This is a genomic window from Rhodococcus sp. NPDC055024 (genome assembly GCF_053608585.1).
The window spans coordinates 611,639-629,363 of sequence record NZ_JBSGVT010000001.1 but is presented as its reverse complement, the minus strand read 5'-3'; the positions used below and the strand labels follow the sequence as shown (position 1 = coordinate 629,363).

Annotated in this window: 16 protein-coding genes; 8 read left to right on the top strand and 8 right to left on the bottom strand. The window is 62.4% G+C overall.

Annotated elements, in window-relative coordinates:
- Window positions 1-102: 102 nt before the first annotated feature.
- From ACWF6P_RS02885 to ACWF6P_RS02855, 7 genes are all read left to right on the top strand, one after another.
- Window positions 103-1,668 carry an amidase gene (locus ACWF6P_RS02885; protein ID WP_452619896.1) on the top strand — a complete coding sequence of 522 codons (1,566 nt, stop codon included), beginning with the start codon at window positions 103-105 and terminating at the stop codon, window positions 1,666-1,668.
- A gap of 73 nt (window positions 1,669-1,741) precedes the next feature.
- Complete coding sequence (gene nthA / locus ACWF6P_RS02880; RefSeq protein ID WP_452619895.1) at window positions 1,742-2,365, top strand: nitrile hydratase subunit alpha; 624 nt, start codon at window positions 1,742-1,744, stop codon at window positions 2,363-2,365.
- Window positions 2,366-2,391: 26 nt separating this feature from the next.
- Window positions 2,392-3,030 carry a nitrile hydratase subunit beta gene (gene nthB / locus ACWF6P_RS02875; protein ID WP_452619894.1) on the top strand — a complete coding sequence of 213 codons (639 nt, stop codon included), beginning with the start codon at window positions 2,392-2,394 and terminating at the stop codon, window positions 3,028-3,030.
- 98 nt (window positions 3,031-3,128) lie between these two features.
- Window positions 3,129-4,328: a GTP-binding protein gene (locus tag ACWF6P_RS02870; RefSeq protein ID WP_452619893.1), complete on the top strand. Its 1,200-nt coding sequence runs from the start codon at window positions 3,129-3,131 to the stop codon at window positions 4,326-4,328.
- Between the two features lie 31 nt (window positions 4,329-4,359).
- On the top strand, window positions 4,360-5,274 hold the full coding sequence (locus ACWF6P_RS02865; protein WP_452619892.1) for an SMP-30/gluconolactonase/LRE family protein: 915 nt from the start codon (window positions 4,360-4,362) through the stop codon (window positions 5,272-5,274).
- A 150-nt stretch (window positions 5,275-5,424) separates the two neighbouring features.
- A complete protein-coding gene (locus tag ACWF6P_RS02860) occupies window positions 5,425-7,242 on the top strand; it encodes an ABC transporter substrate-binding protein/permease (protein ID WP_452619891.1) in 1,818 nt (605 codons plus the stop codon).
- A gap of 4 nt (window positions 7,243-7,246) precedes the next feature.
- Window positions 7,247-7,993 carry an amino acid ABC transporter ATP-binding protein gene (locus ACWF6P_RS02855; RefSeq protein ID WP_020909781.1) on the top strand — a complete coding sequence of 249 codons (747 nt, stop codon included), beginning with the start codon at window positions 7,247-7,249 and terminating at the stop codon, window positions 7,991-7,993.
- On the opposite strand, the gene ACWF6P_RS02850 is transcribed toward ACWF6P_RS02855, so the two are convergent.
- From ACWF6P_RS02850 to ACWF6P_RS02820, 7 genes are all read right to left on the bottom strand, one after another.
- On the bottom strand, window positions 7,979-9,163 hold the full coding sequence (locus ACWF6P_RS02850) for an RNA polymerase sigma factor (protein ID WP_452619890.1): 1,185 nt from the start codon (window positions 9,161-9,163) through the stop codon (window positions 7,979-7,981). The two genes, ACWF6P_RS02855 and ACWF6P_RS02850, sit on opposite strands and share 15 nt — an antisense overlap.
- Before the next feature lie 8 nt (window positions 9,164-9,171).
- Entirely contained in the window at window positions 9,172-9,579 is a 408-nt protein-coding gene (locus ACWF6P_RS02845; RefSeq protein WP_283377368.1) for a YciI family protein, read from the bottom strand.
- Window positions 9,580-9,676: 97 nt separating this feature from the next.
- Entirely contained in the window at window positions 9,677-10,291 is a 615-nt protein-coding gene (locus ACWF6P_RS02840) for a response regulator transcription factor (RefSeq protein WP_308371631.1), read from the bottom strand.
- Window positions 10,288-11,430, bottom strand: a complete 1,143-nt coding sequence (locus ACWF6P_RS02835) for a sensor histidine kinase (protein ID WP_452619889.1) — start codon at window positions 11,428-11,430, stop codon at window positions 10,288-10,290. Before ACWF6P_RS02835 ends, ACWF6P_RS02840 begins: the two co-directional genes overlap by 4 nt.
- Before the next feature lie 21 nt (window positions 11,431-11,451).
- The gene (locus ACWF6P_RS02830; RefSeq protein ID WP_452619888.1) at window positions 11,452-12,243 is read right to left on the bottom strand and encodes an ABC transporter permease; all 792 of its coding nucleotides are present in this window, start codon (window positions 12,241-12,243) and stop codon (window positions 11,452-11,454) included.
- The gene (locus tag ACWF6P_RS02825) at window positions 12,240-13,178 is read right to left on the bottom strand and encodes an ABC transporter ATP-binding protein (RefSeq protein ID WP_452619887.1); all 939 of its coding nucleotides are present in this window, start codon (window positions 13,176-13,178) and stop codon (window positions 12,240-12,242) included. Before ACWF6P_RS02825 ends, ACWF6P_RS02830 begins: the two co-directional genes overlap by 4 nt.
- Complete coding sequence (locus ACWF6P_RS02820; RefSeq protein ID WP_283305558.1) at window positions 13,175-13,411, bottom strand: hypothetical protein; 237 nt, start codon at window positions 13,409-13,411, stop codon at window positions 13,175-13,177. The genes ACWF6P_RS02825 and ACWF6P_RS02820 overlap by 4 nt, the downstream gene beginning before the upstream one ends.
- Window positions 13,412-13,645: 234 nt before the next feature.
- Between ACWF6P_RS02820 and ACWF6P_RS02815 the strand changes: the two genes are divergently transcribed.
- On the top strand, window positions 13,646-15,727 hold the full coding sequence (locus ACWF6P_RS02815; protein ID WP_452619886.1) for a PhoX family protein: 2,082 nt from the start codon (window positions 13,646-13,648) through the stop codon (window positions 15,725-15,727).
- 79 nt (window positions 15,728-15,806) lie between these two features.
- Here the strand turns inward: ACWF6P_RS02815 and ACWF6P_RS02810 are convergent.
- A partial coding sequence (locus ACWF6P_RS02810) for a DUF7927 domain-containing protein (protein WP_452619885.1) occupies window positions 15,807-17,725 on the bottom strand: 1,919 nt, incomplete at its 5' end.

Genomic DNA, 17,725 nt, shown 5'->3' with positions numbered 1-17,725 from the left:
CGAACTTAACGAGTCAATATGTCGATACCTATTGACGCAATTATGGATCCGGCCCTAGTCTGAAAGACAAGTGAAGCCGATCACATCAGGAGCACACTTCTCATGGCGACAATCCGACCTGACGACAATGCAATAGACACCGCCGCAAAGCATTACGGCATCACTCTCGACCAATCAGCCCGGCTCGAGTGGCCGGCCCTGATCGACGGAGCACTGGGCTCCTACGACGTCGTCGACCAGTTGTACGCCGACGAGGCAACCCCGCCGACCACGTCACGCGAGCACAAGGCGCCAACTGCGAGCGAAAATCCTTTGAGCGCTTGGTATGTGACCACAAGCATCCCGCCGACGTCGGACGGCGTCCTGACCGGCCGAAGCGTGGCGATCAAGGACAACGTGACCGTGGCCGGAGTTCCGATGATGAACGGGTCTCGGACAGTAGAAGGGTTCACTCCGTCTCGCGACGCGACTGTGGTCACTCGACTACTGGCGGCCGGTGCAACCGTCGCGGGCAAAGCCGTGTGTGAGGACCTGTGTTTCTCCGGCTCGAGCTTCACACCGGCAAGCGGGCCGGTTCGCAACCCATGGGATCCGCAGCGCGAAGCAGGTGGATCATCCGGTGGCAGTGCAGCTCTCGTGGCAAACGGAGACGTCGATTTTGCCATCGGCGGAGATCAAGGAGGATCGATCCGGATCCCGGCCGCGTTCTGCGGCGTCGTCGGACACAAGCCGACCTTCGGACTCGTTCCGTATACGGGCGCATTTCCCATCGAGCGAACAATCGACCACCTCGGCCCCATCACACGCACGGTCCACGATGCCGCACTGATGCTCTCGGTCATCGCCGGTCGCGACGGTAACGACCCACGCCAAGCCGACAGCGTCGAAGCAGGTGACTATCTGTCCACCCTCGACTCCGATGTGGATGGTCTGCGAATCGGGATCGTTCGAGAAGGTTTCGGGCACGCAGTCTCACAGCCCGAGGTCGACGACGCAGTCCGCGCAGCGGCACATAGCCTGACCGAAATCGGTTGCACGGTAGAGGAAGTAAGCATCCCGTGGCACCTGCATGCTTTCCATATCTGGAACGTGATCGCCACGGATGGTGGTGCCTACCAGATGTTGGACGGCAACGGATACGGCATGAACGCCGAAGGTTTGTACGATCCAGAACTGATGGCACACTTTGCTTCTCGACGCATTCAGCACGCCGACGCTCTGTCCGAAACCGTCAAACTAGTGGCCCTGACCGGCCACCACGGCATCACCACCCTCGGCGGCGCGAGCTACGGAAAAGCTCGCAACCTGGTACCGCTCGCCCGCGCCGCCTACGACACTGCCTTGAGACAGTTCGACGTCCTGGTGATGCCCACACTGCCCTACGTCGCATCCGAATTGCCGGCGAAGGACGTGGACCGCGCCACCTTCATCACGAAGGCCCTCGGGATGATCGCCAACACAGCACCATTCGACGTGACCGGACATCCGTCCCTGTCCGTTCCGGCCGGCTTGGTGAACGGACTTCCGGTCGGAATGATGATCACCGGCAAAACCTTCGACGATGCGACGGTCCTCCGGGTCGGGCGCGCATTCGAAAAGCTCCGCGGTGTGTTTCCGACACCTGCCGACCGCACCTCCGATTCTGCACCACAACTCAGCCTCGCCTAGTTCTGTATCCGCACTTGCACAACAAATTCCACCGATTCACACATGATCAGCCCGCATAGAAAAGGTGAACCAGATGTCAGTAACGATCGACCACACAACGGAGAACGCCGCACCGGCCCAGGCGCCGGTCTCCGACCGGGCGTGGGCACTGTTCCGCGCACTCGACGGCAAGGGATTGGTACCCGACGGTTACGTCGAAGGATGGAAGAAGACCTTCGAGGAGGACTTCAGTCCAAGGCGCGGAGCGGAATTGGTCGCGCGGGCGTGGACCGACCCCGAGTTCCGGCAGTTGCTTCTCACCGACGGTACCGCCGCGGTTGCCCAGTACGGATATCTGGGCCCCCAGGGCGAATACATCGTGGCAGTCGAAGACACCCCGACCCTCAAGAACGTGATCGTGTGCTCGTTGTGTTCATGCACCGCGTGGCCCATTCTCGGCCTGCCCCCTACCTGGTACAAGAGTTTCGAATACCGTGCGCGAGTGGTGCGTGAGCCACGGAAGGTTCTCTCCGAGATGGGAACCGAGATCGCGTCGGACATCGAGATCCGCGTCTACGACACCACCGCCGAAACTCGCTACATGGTTCTCCCGCAACGTCCCGCAGGCACCGAAGGCTGGAGCCAGGAACAGCTTCAAGAGATCGTCACCAAGGACTGCCTGATCGGCGTCGCAGTCCCGCAGGTCCCCACCGTCTGATCACCCCGACAAGAAAGAAGCACACCATGGATGGAGTACACGATCTTGCCGGAGTTCAAGGCTTCGGCAAAGTCCCGCATACCGTCAACGCCGACATCGGCCCCACCTTCCACGCCGAGTGGGAACACCTGCCGTACAGCCTGATGTTCGCGGGTGTCGCCGAACTCGGAGCCTTCAGCGTCGACGAAGTTCGATACGTCGTCGAGCGGATGGAACCACGCCACTACATGATGACCCCGTACTACGAGAGGTACGTCATCGGCGTCGCGACACTGATGGTCGAAAAGGGAATCCTGACGCAGGAAGAACTCGAAAGCTTTGCAGGAGGACCGTTCCCACTGTCGCGGCCCAGCGAATCCGAAGGGCGGCCGGCACCCGTCGAGACGACCACCTTCGAAATCGGTCAGCGAGTACGCGTGCGCGACGAGTACGTTCCGGGGCATATTCGAATGCCTGCGTACTGCCGCGGACGGGTGGGAACGATCTCTCATCGGACTACCGAGAAGTGGCCGTTTCCCGACGCAATCGGACACGGGCGCAACGACGCCGGCGAAGAACCGACGTACCACGTGAAGTTCGCGGCCGAGGAATTGTTCGGTAGCGACACCGACGGCGGCAGCGTCGTAGTCGATCTTTTCGAGGGCTACCTCGAGCCTGCGGCCTGATCGTCCAACATTCCGGGCGGCGGTCACGCGATCACAGCGTTTCACGTGACCGCCGCCTGATCACAGCGATTCTCTCATTCGGAAGGACACTGGAAACCATGGTCGACACACGACTTCCGGTCACGGTGCTGTCAGGTTTCCTGGGCGCCGGGAAGACGACACTACTCAACGAGATCCTGCGAAATCGGGAGGGCCAGCGGGTTGCGGTGATCGTCAACGACATGAGCGAAATCAACATCGACAGTGCAGAAGTCGAGCGTGAGATCTCGCTCAGCCGCTCCGAGGAGAAACTGGTCGAGATGACCAACGGCTGCATCTGCTGCACTCTGCGAGAGGATCTCCTCTCCGAGATCAGTGCCTTGGCCGCCGATGGCCGATTCGACTACCTACTCATCGAATCTTCGGGCATCTCCGAACCGCTGCCCGTCGCAGAGACGTTCACATTCATCGATACCGACGGCCACGCCCTCGCCGACGTCGCCCGACTCGACACCATGGTCACCGTCGTCGACGGCCACAGTTTTCTGCGCAACTACACGGCTGGGGGCCGCGTCGAAGCCGATGCCCCGGAAGACGAACGAGACATCGCGGATCTGCTTGTCGATCAGATCGAATTTGCCGACGTCATCCTGGTGAGCAAGGCCGATCTCGTCTCGCACCAGCACCTGGTCGAATTGACCGCAGTCCTGCGCTCTTTGAACGCATCCGCTGCGATAGTTCCGATGACGCTCGGTCGCATCCCACTCGACACGATTCTCGACACCGGTTTGTTCTCGCTCGAAAAGGCTGCACAGGCCCCCGGATGGTTACAAGAACTCCAAGGTGAACACATCCCCGAAACCGAAGAGTACGGAATCAGTTCGGTGGTGTACCGCGAGCGCGCACCCTTCCACCCCCAACGGCTGCATGATTTCTTGAGCAGCGAGTGGACCAACGGAAAGTTACTTCGGGCCAAGGGCTACTACTGGAATGCCGGGCGGTTCACCGAGATCGGGAGTATTTCTCAGGCCGGTCATCTCATTCGCCACGGATACGTCGGCCGTTGGTGGAAGTTTCTACCCCGTGACGAGTGGCCGGCCGACGATTACCGTCGTGACGGAATCCTCGACAAGTGGGAAGAACCCGTCGGAGACTGCCGACAAGAACTCGTCTTCATCGGCCAAGCCATCGACCCGTCTCGACTGCACCGAGAACTCGACGCGTGCCTACTCACCACAGCCGAGATCGAACTCGGGCCGGACGTGTGGACCACCTGGAGCGACCCTCTGGGCGTCGGCTATACCGACCAGACCGTTTGATATTCGTCCGGTTTGCCGTAAGTTGTGCGCAATGGGGTTATCACGCGACCGAGCTCGGGCGTTGTTGATCGTCGCGGCGATGGCCGCCGGGACCGTGGCTGCGGCGACGCCGGCGGAGGCAACCTGGACAACCGCGCCGATGTGCGGCGAGTGGCAGGTCGAAACCGTAGCGCAAGGGTTGGAGCAGCTCGAAAACCTCGAGCCCGATGACAACGGCGGGTTCTACCTCTCCGGCGAGTCGAAGATCTATCACGTCGACGCCGCAGGGCAGGTACGAACCGTCCTCGACGGCATGGCTGCCCCTGGCGGTTTGCAGCTCGACGGCTCGAGGCTGTCCTTCCTCACCCGACAGGACGGCAAGCTGTGGGAACTGGACACCTCGACGGATCAGCTGTCCGCACCCGTCGACTTCGCGGGCAACGGTCTGCTCCGACTTCCCGACGGCGATCTGCTGACGACGTGGGTTGGAACGGAAGGTGGCCCGTCGAAGGGCGTGTCGCGTTATCGACACGACTCCGGAGCCGTCGTTCCCAATTGGTCTGCAGTGCCGCGGTCGGAGGGACTCGCACTCAGTCCGGATCAGCGAGCCGCGTACACAGATGATCTGTTCACCGGTCAGATCATCCGGGTCCCCTTGGATACCCCTGACGCGTGGACAGTTGTAGCGACAGTCCCGAGCCTGATACCCGGCCTCGACGATCTGACCGTGTCGCAGGATGGAATGCTCTACGCCGCTGCTCACGTCGAAGGCTCGATCTATCGCGTCGACCCTGATACCGGCACTTCCTGCGTTGTCGCTTCGGGCCTCTCGGGTGGATGGACCGGGCCGAGTTCCGTGCGTATCGGCCGGGACGGCGACGGTTGGGCGCTCTACGTCACCGGCTTCGACGGGACGCTGCGTCGCCTGGTACCTCCGTCGGGCGTCGAACTCGCACCCGCCCGCTGACGCCGCTCTCTTGGCACGAGATTCCCCGACCTGGCGATACTTAAAATCACGCTGATTTGAAGGCAAGCCCGCAGCGCAACGGCCGCTTGTCCGAAAACTGTCAACAGTTCTACACGGAGAAATGGCTACCCTTAGGTTTACGCTGCTGGCATGTTTTCTTCCGTCGCAGCGAAGATCCGCCTGGTGGTGGCACTGCTCCTCACTGCCCTCCTGGCGCTGACTCTGTCATCGTGCTCGAGTGGCTCGGATTCGTCGGCAGCCCCCACAGACCTGTGTGCACCTCCAGGAGTGGGAGCCGCAACCGCAGCGCCCACAAACCTGGATGCGGCAGCGGGTGCGGGCGCCGAAGACCGCTACACCACGGCCACCGTCACCCCGGTCGATCAGATCGACACCTCGAAGCTGAATCTGATCAAACCCGGAGTCATCACGGTCGGCACGCTCGGTGACGCTCCCCCGAGCATCTGCGTCAACTCCGAGAACCAGTACACCGGTTACGACAACGAACTGCTGAAGGCCGTCGCGGACAAGCTGGGCTTGAAGGTCGAGTTCGTCGGCACCGAGTTCGCCGGTCTTCTCGCCCAGGTTGCCGGTCGACGCTTCGACGTCGGCTCGTCGTCCATCACCACCACCGACGACCGTCGTAACACCGTCGGCTTCACCAACGGTTACGACTTCGGATACTTCTCCCTCGTGGTCCCCAACGGCAGCGCGATCACCGGCTTCGGCGACCTGGACGCATCCAAGCGCATCGGCGTCGTCCAGGGAACGGTTCAGGACGACTACGTCGTGAACACCCTCAAGCTCGATCCCGTGAAGTTCCCCGACTACGCCACGGCGTACGCGAACCTCAAGTCCGGCCAGATCGACGCCTGGGTGGCTCCGTCTCAGCAGGCCGAAGGCGCGATCGCTCCCGGTGATCCGACCTCGATCATCCAGAACACCTTCTCGGTCAACAACTTCGTCGGCTGGGCGGTGAACAAGGAGAACCAGCCGCTGATCGACGCCCTCAACTCGGGCCTCGACGCAGTCATCGACGACGGAACCTGGGCTCAGCTGTACGCCGACTGGGTGCCGCGCCAACTCCCCGAAGGCTGGAAGCCCGGTTCCAAGGCCGCGGCCACTCCGGAGCTGCCCGACTTCGCAGCCCTCGCAGCAGAAAACGCAGCCAACGGCGACGGTGGAGATACCGCGTCGTATCAACCGAAGTCGACGCTCGAACAGCTCAAGGACACGTTCTTCGACTGGGATCTGTACAAGAAGGCATTCCCCGATCTCCTCAAGACCGGTCTGCCCAACACCCTGATCCTCGCGCTCGCGTCGGGCATCATCGGCACGATCCTCGGCATGCTGCTCGCCGTCGCCGGCATCTCGCGAACCCGTTGGCTGCGCTGGCCTGCCCGCGTCTACACCGACATCTTCCGTGGCCTGCCTGCCGTCGTCATCATCTTGATCATCGGGCTCGGCGTCGGGCCGATCGTCAAGGGAATCACCGGCAGCAATCCGTACTGGCTCGGTGTCGCGGCGCTGTCGCTGCTCGCGTCGGCGTACATCGGTGAGATCTTCAGATCCGGTATCCAGAGTGTCGAGTCCGGGCAGCTCGAAGCCTCCCGTGCCCTCGGCTTCAGCTACCGAAAGTCCATGTCGCTGGTCGTCATCCCGCAGGGTGTACGACGCGTTCTGCCGGCGTTGATGAACCAGTTCATCTCGCTGATCAAGGACTCGTCGCTGATCTACTTCCTCGGTCTGCTCGTCACCCAGCGGGAGCTCTTTGCCGTCGGACGCGATCTCAACGCCCAGACCGGCAGCCTGTCCCCGCTCGTAGCGGCAGGCTTGTTCTACCTTGCTCTGACCATCCCGCTGACGCACCTCGTCAACTACATCGACAACCGACTCCGGACCGGACGCGCCGACACCTCAGGCACGTTGGATCCGCTCGAGCAGGCCATCGTCGTGGAAAGGGGCTGAGGACATGACCACCAGCTCTGAACTGAAGTCCGTATCGCTCACCGGCAAGGACCTGCATCTGTCCTTCGGTACCAACAAGGTGCTTCGCGGCGTCAACCTGCACGTCGACGCCGGAAACACCGTCACCGTCATCGGACCCTCCGGTTCGGGTAAGTCGACGCTCCTGCGGGTGCTGAACCGTCTGCACGAGCCCGAGCAGGGTGACGTACTGCTCGACGGTAAGTCCGTCCTGAAGGACAACCCCGACGAGCTTCGCCAGCGAATCGGCATGGTGTTCCAGCACTTCAACCTGTTCCCGCACAAGACCGTCGCCGAGAACATCGCACTGGGGCCGAACAAGCTCAAGGGGTTGTCCAAGGAGCAAGCTCGGGCGCTCGCACTCGAGCAGCTGGATCTGGTGGGACTCAAGGAGAAGGCCGACTCGCGGCCCGGCAACCTTTCGGGCGGTCAGCAGCAGCGCGTCGCCATTGCCCGCGCCTTGGCGATGAAGCCGGAGGTCATGTTCTTCGACGAGGCGACGTCGGCTCTGGACCCCGAGCTGGTCAAGGGTGTTCTGGCGTTGATGGCCGACCTGGCGAAGTCCGGCATGACCATGGTCGTCGTGACGCACGAAATGGGCTTCGCACGTTCCGTTTCCGACAAGGTGCTCTTCATGGACCGTGGCGCCGTTGTCGAAACCGGAACTCCGGAACAGCTTTTCGACGATCCCGAAACCGATCGACTGCAGGCGTTCCTGTCACAGGTTCTCTGACTCAGGGGCGCTTGCGCGAGATCGACGGGCGTTGATCCTGGACGCCTGAAGCATCAGATGGTCACGTTCGGCGAGGTTGGATGCCTTGTGCGCTGCATCGGCATACAGCCTCGCCGCCGTCTCCAGGTCTCCGTCGCGTTCACGGAGATAGGCCTCGACTGCGGCATGGCGTGGAAGTGAATCGTCCAGCGCTGCAAGAGCTGCCAAGCCGGCGCGTGGTCCGTCCGCCTCGCCGACGGCCACCGCTCGGTTGAGCCGGACGATCGGGCTGTCGGTCAGGGCGGCGAGTTCGTCGTACCACTCCACTATCTGCACCCAGTCCGTCTCGTCTGCTGTGAGAGCGTCGGCGTGGAGCGCAGCAATGGCGGCCTGGGCCTGGAACTCACCGAGCCGGTCGCGAGCGAGAGCTGCCTGGAGGATCACGACCCCTTCGGCGATCGAATCGGTGTCCCACCGGCTGCGGTCCTGCTCGGCGAGCGGAACCAAGCTGCCGTCCGCGGCAGTGCGCGCGACGCGGCGAGCGTGGTGAAGGAGCATGAGCGCGAGTAACCCCGCCACCTCGGGATGGTCGATCGCGGCCGCGAGCTGCCGGGTGAGCCGTATCGCCTCGGCAGCCAGGTCGACGTCACCTGAGTAGCCCTCGTTGAAGACCAGATAGAGGACGCGCAGAACGGTCGCGACGTCGCCGGGTTGGTCGAACCGCACACCGGAGACCGTGCGCTTGGCCCGGCTGATGCGTTGAGCCATCGTCGCTTCGGGCACCAGGTAGGCCTGCGCAATCTGGCGAGTGGTCAGCCCGCCGACAGCGCGCAGCGTGAGTGCGACGGCGGACGACGGCGTCAAAGACGGGTGAGCGCACAGAAAGTAGAGCTGGAGTGTGTCGTCCACTGCCGGCGCGGGCCCGTTCACTTGCTGCTCGCCTGGCTGCTCGTCGACAAGAAACTCCCGCTTGCGACGAGCCGCATCCGACCGGATCCCGTCGAGGAACCGCCGCCAGGCCACTGTGACCAGCCAGCCCTTCGGGTCCCGCGGCGGGTTGTCCGGCCAGACCCTGACCGCCTCGAGCAGAGCGTCCTGCACGGCGTCCTCGGCCGACGCGAAATCTGCTCCGCGGCGAACGAGGATGCCGAGCACGCTCGGAGTCAGACTCCGAAGCAAGGCGTCGTCCATGACAGGTTTCAGTCCGTGATGGTCGGTGGCTCGGTCAGGAACGGACGCAGTTCGAGCCATTCGTGAATCGGCTTCCCGCCGGCGCCGGGCGCGGCCGAAAGCTCACCGGCCAATTGGACGGCACGGTCGTAGTTGTCGACGTCGATCACCATCCAGCCGGCAATGAGGTCCTTGGTCTCCGCGAACGGACCGTCGGTGACCGGGGGACGACCCTCGCCGTCGTACCGGACAAAGGTGCCCTCAGGAGCGAGAGCCTGACCGTCGACGAACTCGCCCGCCTTCTCGAGCCGATCCGCGAAATCCTGCATGTACTTCACGTGAGCTGTGATCTCTTCCGGTGTCCACTGGTCCATCGGCACGTCGTTGACTGCAGCCGGAGCGCCGCGGTAGTGCTTGAGCAGCAAGTACTTGGCCATCGTGAATCTCCTCTGTGTCGGTGCCACCCATTCTGGTCGCACGTCACTACAGGGACGAAGCAAGTCGGGGATTCTCGACATCGCGGGGCCTTCGGCCCTAAATCCACCCCTGCCGGCGGGCGATCACTGCAGCTTCGTGCCGATTGGCAGCACCGAGTTTGGTGACAGCTGACGACAGATAGTTCCGCGTGGTTCCTGCCGAGAGGTGTGCCCGGGAAGCGATCTGCTCGATGGATGCTCCGTCCGCCGCGTACTCGAGTACGTCCGCTTCACGCGGAGTAAGCGGTGAGTCACCGGCGCCGATTGCCTCGGCTGCCAACGACGGATCGACGTACCGCCCGCCCGCATGGACGCTGCGGACCACCTCGGCGAGCGTCGCCGCGGGCGTCGTCTTCGGCAGAAATCCGCGGACGCCTGCTGACAGAGCCTTCTTCAGGTACCCGGGACGCCCGTGGCTCGTCACGATGATCGAGACGCACCCCGAGACCGTCTGCGCAATCTGTTGCGCCGTCTCGATCCCGTCGATCCCGGCCATCTGAAGGTCGAGCACGGCTACGTCAGGTTGATGCTTCGCAGCAGCGATCACGGCGTCCTCGCCGGATTCGGCTTCTGCCACGACAACGATGTCGTCTTCGAGCGACAACATCATGGCCAGAGCCGAGCGAATCAGGTTCTCGTCGTCGGCCAGCAGTACCTTGATCGGCTCGGTCACCGAGACTCCTTCGTTCGGGACGGAAAGTGGGCGGTGAGCGTGAAGCGATCTTCGTCTTGGACGGTTTCGACAGTTCCTCCGACGGCGCCGACGCGCTCGCGCAATCCGTTCAGGCCGGTTCCGTTGTTCGGCTCTGCGATACGTGCGCCGTCGTTGGCAATCACGACGCCGTCCGCGAACACCTCGATGCTGCAATTCTCGGCACTGGAGTGCCGGAGAATGTTGGTCACTCCTTCACGGACGACCCAGGCAGCGGCTTCGGCCAGTTCCACCGGCAGTTGATCTGCCGATCCACGTATCGCGGTGGAGATTCCGGCGGCCTCGAGCAGCGACTGCGCACCGGCCAACTCGGACGCCAAGGCGATGGACCGGTATCCCCGAACCAACTCGCGCGCTTCGTCGAGTGAATCTTGGGCAAGTTCGCGTACTTCGTCCATCTGCGCGGCGGCACGATCGTCGCCGCGTCGTGAAAGAGTGGCTGCAAGTTCACTTTTCACCGCAATTGCAGACAGTGCCCGCCCGACGACGTCATGCAGATCGCGCGAAAATCGCAACCTCTCCTCGGCGACGGACAGAGCGGCGGCGGCTCCGCGCGCCTCGTCCAATTCGGTGACCATCCGCAGCAGCCACACCGACATGTAGACGGTCAGCCCCATGAATCCGGCAACGATTCCGACGGACACGCCGCTTTCCGGACCGGCAAGCAGTCCCAATACAACCCCGGCGACCACCGAGCCCAGGATCAGCCAGCGCAACGACGTCAACCCCGCAAGCGGCACGACAAGGATTGCCGCCAACCAGAAGTACGGGCCGTTCTCGCCATTGCTTCCCAAGGCAATTCCCGCCGAGCAGAACGCCGACAACGTCATCACGGCAAGAGGAATCTGGACGGGCTTGACCACGACTCCGCCCAGATCAGGCATCCGAGACACGGCGATGACGCACGCAACGGCACTGATTCCGAGGAAGACACCCGACAGATACCGATCCGCAACGACCTCGGTGACCGCACCGAAGCCACCGAAAACCACTGCGACCATGATGAACGATTGCCGCGTGTAGAGGCGAACCTTGTCGACGTTCGACGCGGTTCGCCACGTCCGTCTCGGATTCCAGCGTCCGAAGTTCTGCGCGATCATGCCCACTACCTTCTCAGAGTTCTACGAACGCGGTTCCCAGCGGAAGTGGACGTTCGCGATCAGAACCGAACCGACGATCCATGCCAGCATGACCAACAGCGGTTGAGCAGCCGAACCGAAGGTGTTGACAAATCCGGCCGCAGCACCGGGCGCATCGCCCAGATCGGCCAGTTCGCCAGTGGTCCGCCCCAGCCATCCGAGATTGAGAAGATCGACTACCGCGGCCAGCGGAGTGAAATCGAGAATGCGAGCAACGTTGTCCGGCACGACATTCCTGATTGAAGACATACCTGCTGTCGCCAGAATCAGAATCGGCATGCAGGTGATCTGCGCCGCTTCTGCGTTCCGAGTGACGGCCGAAGTGATCAACGCCAGCGCGGTGAAGAGCGCGGCGCCGCCTATCACCGCGGCCAGCACCAGCACGGGATTAACCGGAGCACTGCCGCCGAGAACCATCACGGCAATGCCGATGACCACCGTCAACAGTCCGGTGAGCACCCACGACGGTACTGCCGGGCCCGCGAGGATCTCGGCGTCGCTGCATTCCCCGGTCCGTAGTCGCTTGAGAACCAACTCGTCACGACGCGTCGCGTACACCGACAGCAGGTTGTAGAAGACCACGAACACGAGCAGGAAGAGTGCAAACACCTCGAGGCCTGCCGACACCGACTTGTCGGACAGTCCGCCGTCTTGCGACAGGTACAGCATTCCCACGGGAAAGATCAACGGGAGGACGATTGCATTGAAGAGCAGCAGTCGATTTCGTCCCAGGAGCGTGAACTCCGAACGAGACAGGGTTGCTATGCGGTTCATGCCGACGCTCCTTCGAGAGTTGCGTGATGATCGAATTGGTCTGCAATGGAGAGGAATACGGTCTCCAGGGATGCCGCGCGGGCATCCAGCCCGGTCAGCAGGATGTTGTTGTGCTGTGCCCACAGCAGCAGTTCCGTCAGAGTCTCCTGCACTGTGCGAGTGGTGATCACCACCAGATCGTTTTCGACGCGCACCTCGGCGCCGGCCAGCGCTGGGAGCGGAAGACCTGGGCGGTGCAGTTTGATCTGGGCGGGATGATCCGCGACGACATCCGCCACGGTTCCGCTGCGCACCACCGATCCTCGGTGCATGATCGCCAACTGGTCGCACAGGGACTCGGCCTCGTCCAGGTAGTGTGTCGTCAACATGATGGTGACGCCCGACGCTTTCAAGCCAGCGATCAATTGCCAAGTGTTACGACGACTTTCGGGGTCCAGTCCGGTAGTCGGTTCGTCGAGAAAGAGGACGAGGGGACGGCCGATGATCGCGCACGCCAGGTCCAGTCGGCGGGCTTCACCTCCCGAGAGGAACTTCACGCGGGTATCGCCACGGTCACGCATGTCCACGCGCTCGAGGACCTCGTCGACGGGAAGTGGATTCGAGCAGGTTCCTGCCCACATCGCTAAACTCTCGCGGGCAGTGAGATCTTGGGGAAGACCGCCCTTCTGAAGCATGATGCCCAGTGACGGGCGAATCTGCTTGCGGTTGCGCACCGGATCCATCCCCAGAACGCGCACGGTACCCGCACTGGCTCGCGAAAGACCCTGAATCACTTCGAGAGTGGATGTCTTGCCGGCACCGTTAGTTCCGAGGAGGCCGAACAACTCGCCTTCCTGGACACTCAGATCAAGATTGCGGACAGCATCGAACGCATCCTTGCCCGAGCCGTAGCGCCGCGACATTCCGACAACGTCGATCACGGGATCGCCCTTCATCGCTGCGCCTCCTCTCGGTTCCAGCCGCGCAGTCCGATCACGAATCGGATACCCGCATAGACAGCGAGAGCGGCAACAAGAATCCAGAACACGGGATTGGAGCCGATGATCGCGAACAGCACTCCGATGATCGCGATATTCACGACGATCACTACAAGTTCGCGGCCCATCGTGGGTGCGGGTCCGATGTCCATCAGGTCCGTCAGGAGGCTTCCCTCATGTGGTTCTCTCATGCATCCAAGCTTCGCGGGAAGTCAGAGCCGAGAACAGTGCACAGCGTCATCACCTGCGGTGACACCGTCATGGATCGGCGATGACAAATGTCATGCGACGTCCCCGCGGGGACGCGTCGTAAACCGCGGGTAAGGGTCACCTCGTTGTTTTGCCGTTCATTTTTACGTTCCTTTACCCTTGCTTAGAGCTTCTACGGTTCCCGAAGTCCGTACATCGAATCTCGGGAGTTCACGGTGGCTATCAAGCCTTTGGCCTTGTTCGTCAAACACGACGGCGTGTCTGCACGCGCGTCGATCACCTGCCAGTACAAGTGCGGAAATGCGTGCTCTCACGAGGTCCCCAACGCCTCGGGCGGCGAGTACTTTCGCGACATCGCACGCACGGCGTTGACTCGTCGCGGCATGCTCCGGGGCAGCGGCATGGCGGTCCTCGCGGTGGGGGCCGGCAGTGCCCTCGTCGCCTGTTCGGACGAATCTGCAAGCGCCGAACCGGGAACCGGTTCGGCGAGTGGCAGCAGCAGCGGATCGACACCGGCGGGAACGAACTTCAGCGCTGTCGCTCCCAACAAGGAAGACAAGGTCACCGTCCCTGACGGATACGATCAGGCCGTCGTGATTCGCTGGGGTGACGCCGTTCTCGCCGGTGCCCCGGCTTTCGACTTCGACAAGCAGACTGCGGCAGCGCAGGAACTGCAGTTCGGATTCAACAACGACTTCGCCGGATTGCTTCCGGTCGACGGACAGCCCAACACCTACCTACTCGTGGTCAACCACGAATACTCCACCGAGCCCGCGATGTTCCGCGGCTACGATGCGGAGAACCCGACCGAGGAGCAGTTCAAGATCGGCCTGGCCAGCCACGGACTGTCGGTCGTCCAGGTCAAGGGAGAATCCGACAACGGCAAGCTGGTGCCGGAGATCGGATCGAACAACCGCCGCATCACCGGAACCACGGAATTTGTCGTGACCGGCCCCGCTGCAGGTAGCGACTTCCTCAAGACGAGCGCCGATCCCACCGGAACCAAAGTGCTCGGCACCCTCAACAACTGCGCGGGCGGCGTTACACCTTGGGGCACAGTGCTTTCCGGCGAAGAGAACTTCAACCAGTACTTCGCGAACGCCGAGGGAGTCAGCGATCCCACGGTCGCAGCGCGGCTGAAGCGCTACGGCCTCGCCGGCGCCGCTTCCGAGCGCAAGTGGGAACGCTTCGACAAGCGGTTCGATCTGGTCGCAGAACCCAACGAGGTCAACCGATTCGGATACGTGGTCGAGATTGATCCCTGGGATCCGTCGTCCACTCCGATCAAGCACACAGCGCTCGGACGTTTCAAGCACGAAGCCGCCACCATCTACATCACGTCGGACGGCACCGTCGTCGCCTACAGCGGCGACGACGAGCGCTTCGACTACATGTACAAGTTCGTCTCCAGCCGAAAGATGCAGGACGGCAAGAGTCAAGCAGCCATGCGTCACAACATGACTCTGCTCGACGCCGGAACGCTGTACGTCGCCAAGCTCAGCGGAAACTCTGCCGGCGAGATCGACGGCAGCGGCAAACTCCCCGCGGACGGCAAGTTCGACGGAACCGGCGAGTGGGTAGCCATCCTGCGCACCGGCGAAGACGGCAAGGGCGAATCGCTGGTCGACGGCATGAGTGCCGAAGAGGTAGCCGTCTTCACCCGCCAGGCCGGCGACAAGGTCGGGGCAACGAAGATGGACCGTCCCGAGGACTTCGAGGCAAACCCGAAGAGCGGCAAGGTTTACGTCGCGCTGACCAACAACACCAAGCGCGGCGTCGACGGCGGCGCAGCGGCCGACGAGGCGAACCCGCGCAACAACAACAAGAACGGCCAGGTCCTCGAAATCACCGACGACCACGCCGGCACCACCTTCGGTTGGAATCTCCTACTCGTCTGCGGTGATCCAGCCACAGCCGATACCTACTTCGGTGGATTCGACAAGAGCAAGGTCAGCCCCATCTCGTGCCCGGACAACCTTGCCTTCGACCCGCACGGAAACCTGTGGATCTCCACCGACGGCAACGCACTCAAGTCCAACGACGGACTGTTCAGTGTTGTCCTCGAAGGCGAAAATCGTGGTGAGACAAGGCAGTTCCTCACCGTCCCCGTCGGCGCCGAAACCTGCGGACCGATTGTGGACGAGAAGCGCGTCATCGTCTGCGTCCAGCACCCCGGCGAGACCGACGACGCCAGCATCGAAAGCCCCGCATCCCATTGGCCCGACGGTGGTTCCTCCCAGCCTCGCCCGTCGGTAGTTGCAGCCTGGAAGAAGGACGGATCTCGGCTCGGCTCGTAATACGCACGAAAACGACTGTGGGGCAGATCGCATACTCTGTGATTTGCCCCACGTCGTTTACCTCAGATTCTCAAGGGAATCAGTGGTCACCATCCTCGCGACGCTTACGCGTCAGGAGAACCACACCCGTTCCCAGCGCCAGCAGCAGAACCAATCCACCTGCTGCGAGCAACGTGGTATTCACGCCACTCTCACCAGCGCCACCACCCGAGTTGATCGTTCCGCCCTGAGGAGTAGACGTCGGCGACTTCGGCTGACCGGGCTGACCCGGGTTTGCCGTCGGCGGCTTCGGCTGTCCCGGAACCGTGCTCGGAACCGGCTGACCCGGAACCGTCGGCGGTACGACGACCGGAGGCACAACGACGATCGGGGGAATGATGATCGTCGGTGTAACCGGCACCGTCGTGGTCGGAACCGTCGTGGTCGGCGGAACTGTCGTGACCGGCGTCGTTGTCGTCGGCGGCGTAGTTGTCGTCACGCCACACGGATCCACAATCTCCTCCGCGACAACTTCTTCTGTCGTGGTTTCCTCTGTGGTGGTCTCCTCTGTGGTGGTCTCCTCCGTGAGGGCGGATTCCTCCGTACCGGTCACATCAGCATCACCAGTAGTGATCGCGCTAGCCGTCGTCGTCGCAGCCGTTGTGGTCGGAACCATCCGCGTGGTCGTCGTCGGAGGAACACAAGGCTCCGTCGTGACCGGCGGCGTCGTGGTGGTGGTCGTCGGCGGGACCGTCGTGGTGGTCTCCGGCGGGTCCACCGGGTGCTCGGTGCAGAGAGCGTCGCCCGGGACACAGTCCACCGGCGGGTTCTCGCCACCAACCACCAGGTAGTTGTTCAGGACACCCGGAGTGAATCCGGGACCCGACAACGTTCCGATCTCGGGATTGACCTTGACGGTGTACGTCACCGTCGCGCTCGCACCCTTGGCCAGCTTTCCGGTGACCGTAAAGACGTTGTCGACGACACCCGAAACAACCAGCGTGGAAGTGGTAGCCGGATTCTTCGTCATTACTGCATCGTCGAGAACATCGGTCAGATCGTCGTAGAAGCTGACCTCACCGTCCGCGGTGCCCACATTCTTGAACGTGAGCGTGTACGTGATCTCCTGGCCGGCAACCACACGGTTCGTGGTGGACGGATCAGAGGACTTCAGTACCTCGATTGCGGGAGTGCCATCAACCGGGTGTTCGGTCGTGACCGGCGGAGGAGTGATCTCCGGACCGGTCGGCGGCTTCGCAGTACCGGTCACCTTGTTGTTGATCAGCGTGCCACCGGCAACACCGGCATTGACCTTCACCTGGTAGGTCAGGACAACCGACTTACCAGCCTGAAGTGCGCCGGTCCACGAGAGCGTGGTGCCCTCGAGGGTCGGAGCAGTCGCGTCGACACCGTCGACTACTGCCTTGAGCGAACCGTCCACCACAGCAGCATTGTCGAGAACCTTCGACAGATCATCGGTCAACACCACCGGATCAAGAGTCGTGCTACCGGTGTTCGCGCCGGTCACCGTGTACGTGATCGTCTGGCCAGCAGCAACATTGGTACCCGATACCGGATCCGCAGTCTTGGAGACCGTGAACCCCGGAACCTGAACCGGATGCGTCGTGCACAGCTGCGTCGCCGGATCACACACCTCCGGAGGATCCACCGGCGGAGTCGTACCCGGAACAACGAAGTTGTTCACGAACACCCCACCGACCACATCGGCATTGACCTTCACCGAATACGTCACCGTCTTCGTCTCACCCGCGGCCAGGGTTCCCGTCACCGAGAAACCATCGCCGCCGACCATCGTCGCAGCCAACGGAGCCTCAGCCGTCAAACCACTGAGAACACCCTTGTCCACGACCTGACGCAGATCATCGAAGTACGCGACCTCACCCGCACCGCTACCGGTGTTCGTGAACGTCAACGTGTACTTGATGTCCTGACCGGCAACAACATTCGAACCCGACGCCGGATCAGAAGACTTCACCACAGCAATCTTCGGAGACACCA

Coding starts and splice junctions, on each gene's coding strand:
- ACWF6P_RS02855 (WP_020909781.1), top strand. CDS start 7,247: ATGACCACCAGCTCTGAACTGAAGTCCGTATCGCTCACCGGCAAGGAC.
- nthB (WP_452619894.1), top strand. CDS start 2,392: ATGGATGGAGTACACGATCTTGCCGGAGTTCAAGGCTTCGGCAAAGTC.
- ACWF6P_RS02865 (WP_452619892.1), top strand. CDS start 4,360: ATGGGGTTATCACGCGACCGAGCTCGGGCGTTGTTGATCGTCGCGGCG.
- ACWF6P_RS02830 (WP_452619888.1), bottom strand. CDS start 12,243: ATGAACCGCATAGCAACCCTGTCTCGTTCGGAGTTCACGCTCCTGGGA.
- ACWF6P_RS02870 (WP_452619893.1), top strand. CDS start 3,129: ATGGTCGACACACGACTTCCGGTCACGGTGCTGTCAGGTTTCCTGGGC.
- ACWF6P_RS02885 (WP_452619896.1), top strand. CDS start 103: ATGGCGACAATCCGACCTGACGACAATGCAATAGACACCGCCGCAAAG.
- nthA (WP_452619895.1), top strand. CDS start 1,742: ATGTCAGTAACGATCGACCACACAACGGAGAACGCCGCACCGGCCCAG.
- ACWF6P_RS02860 (WP_452619891.1), top strand. CDS start 5,425: ATGTTTTCTTCCGTCGCAGCGAAGATCCGCCTGGTGGTGGCACTGCTC.
- ACWF6P_RS02825 (WP_452619887.1), bottom strand. CDS start 13,178: ATGAAGGGCGATCCCGTGATCGACGTTGTCGGAATGTCGCGGCGCTAC.
- ACWF6P_RS02835 (WP_452619889.1), bottom strand. CDS start 11,430: ATGATCGCGCAGAACTTCGGACGCTGGAATCCGAGACGGACGTGGCGA.
- ACWF6P_RS02850 (WP_452619890.1), bottom strand. CDS start 9,163: ATGGACGACGCCTTGCTTCGGAGTCTGACTCCGAGCGTGCTCGGCATC.
- ACWF6P_RS02845 (WP_283377368.1), bottom strand. CDS start 9,579: ATGGCCAAGTACTTGCTGCTCAAGCACTACCGCGGCGCTCCGGCTGCA.
- ACWF6P_RS02820 (WP_283305558.1), bottom strand. CDS start 13,411: ATGAGAGAACCACATGAGGGAAGCCTCCTGACGGACCTGATGGACATC.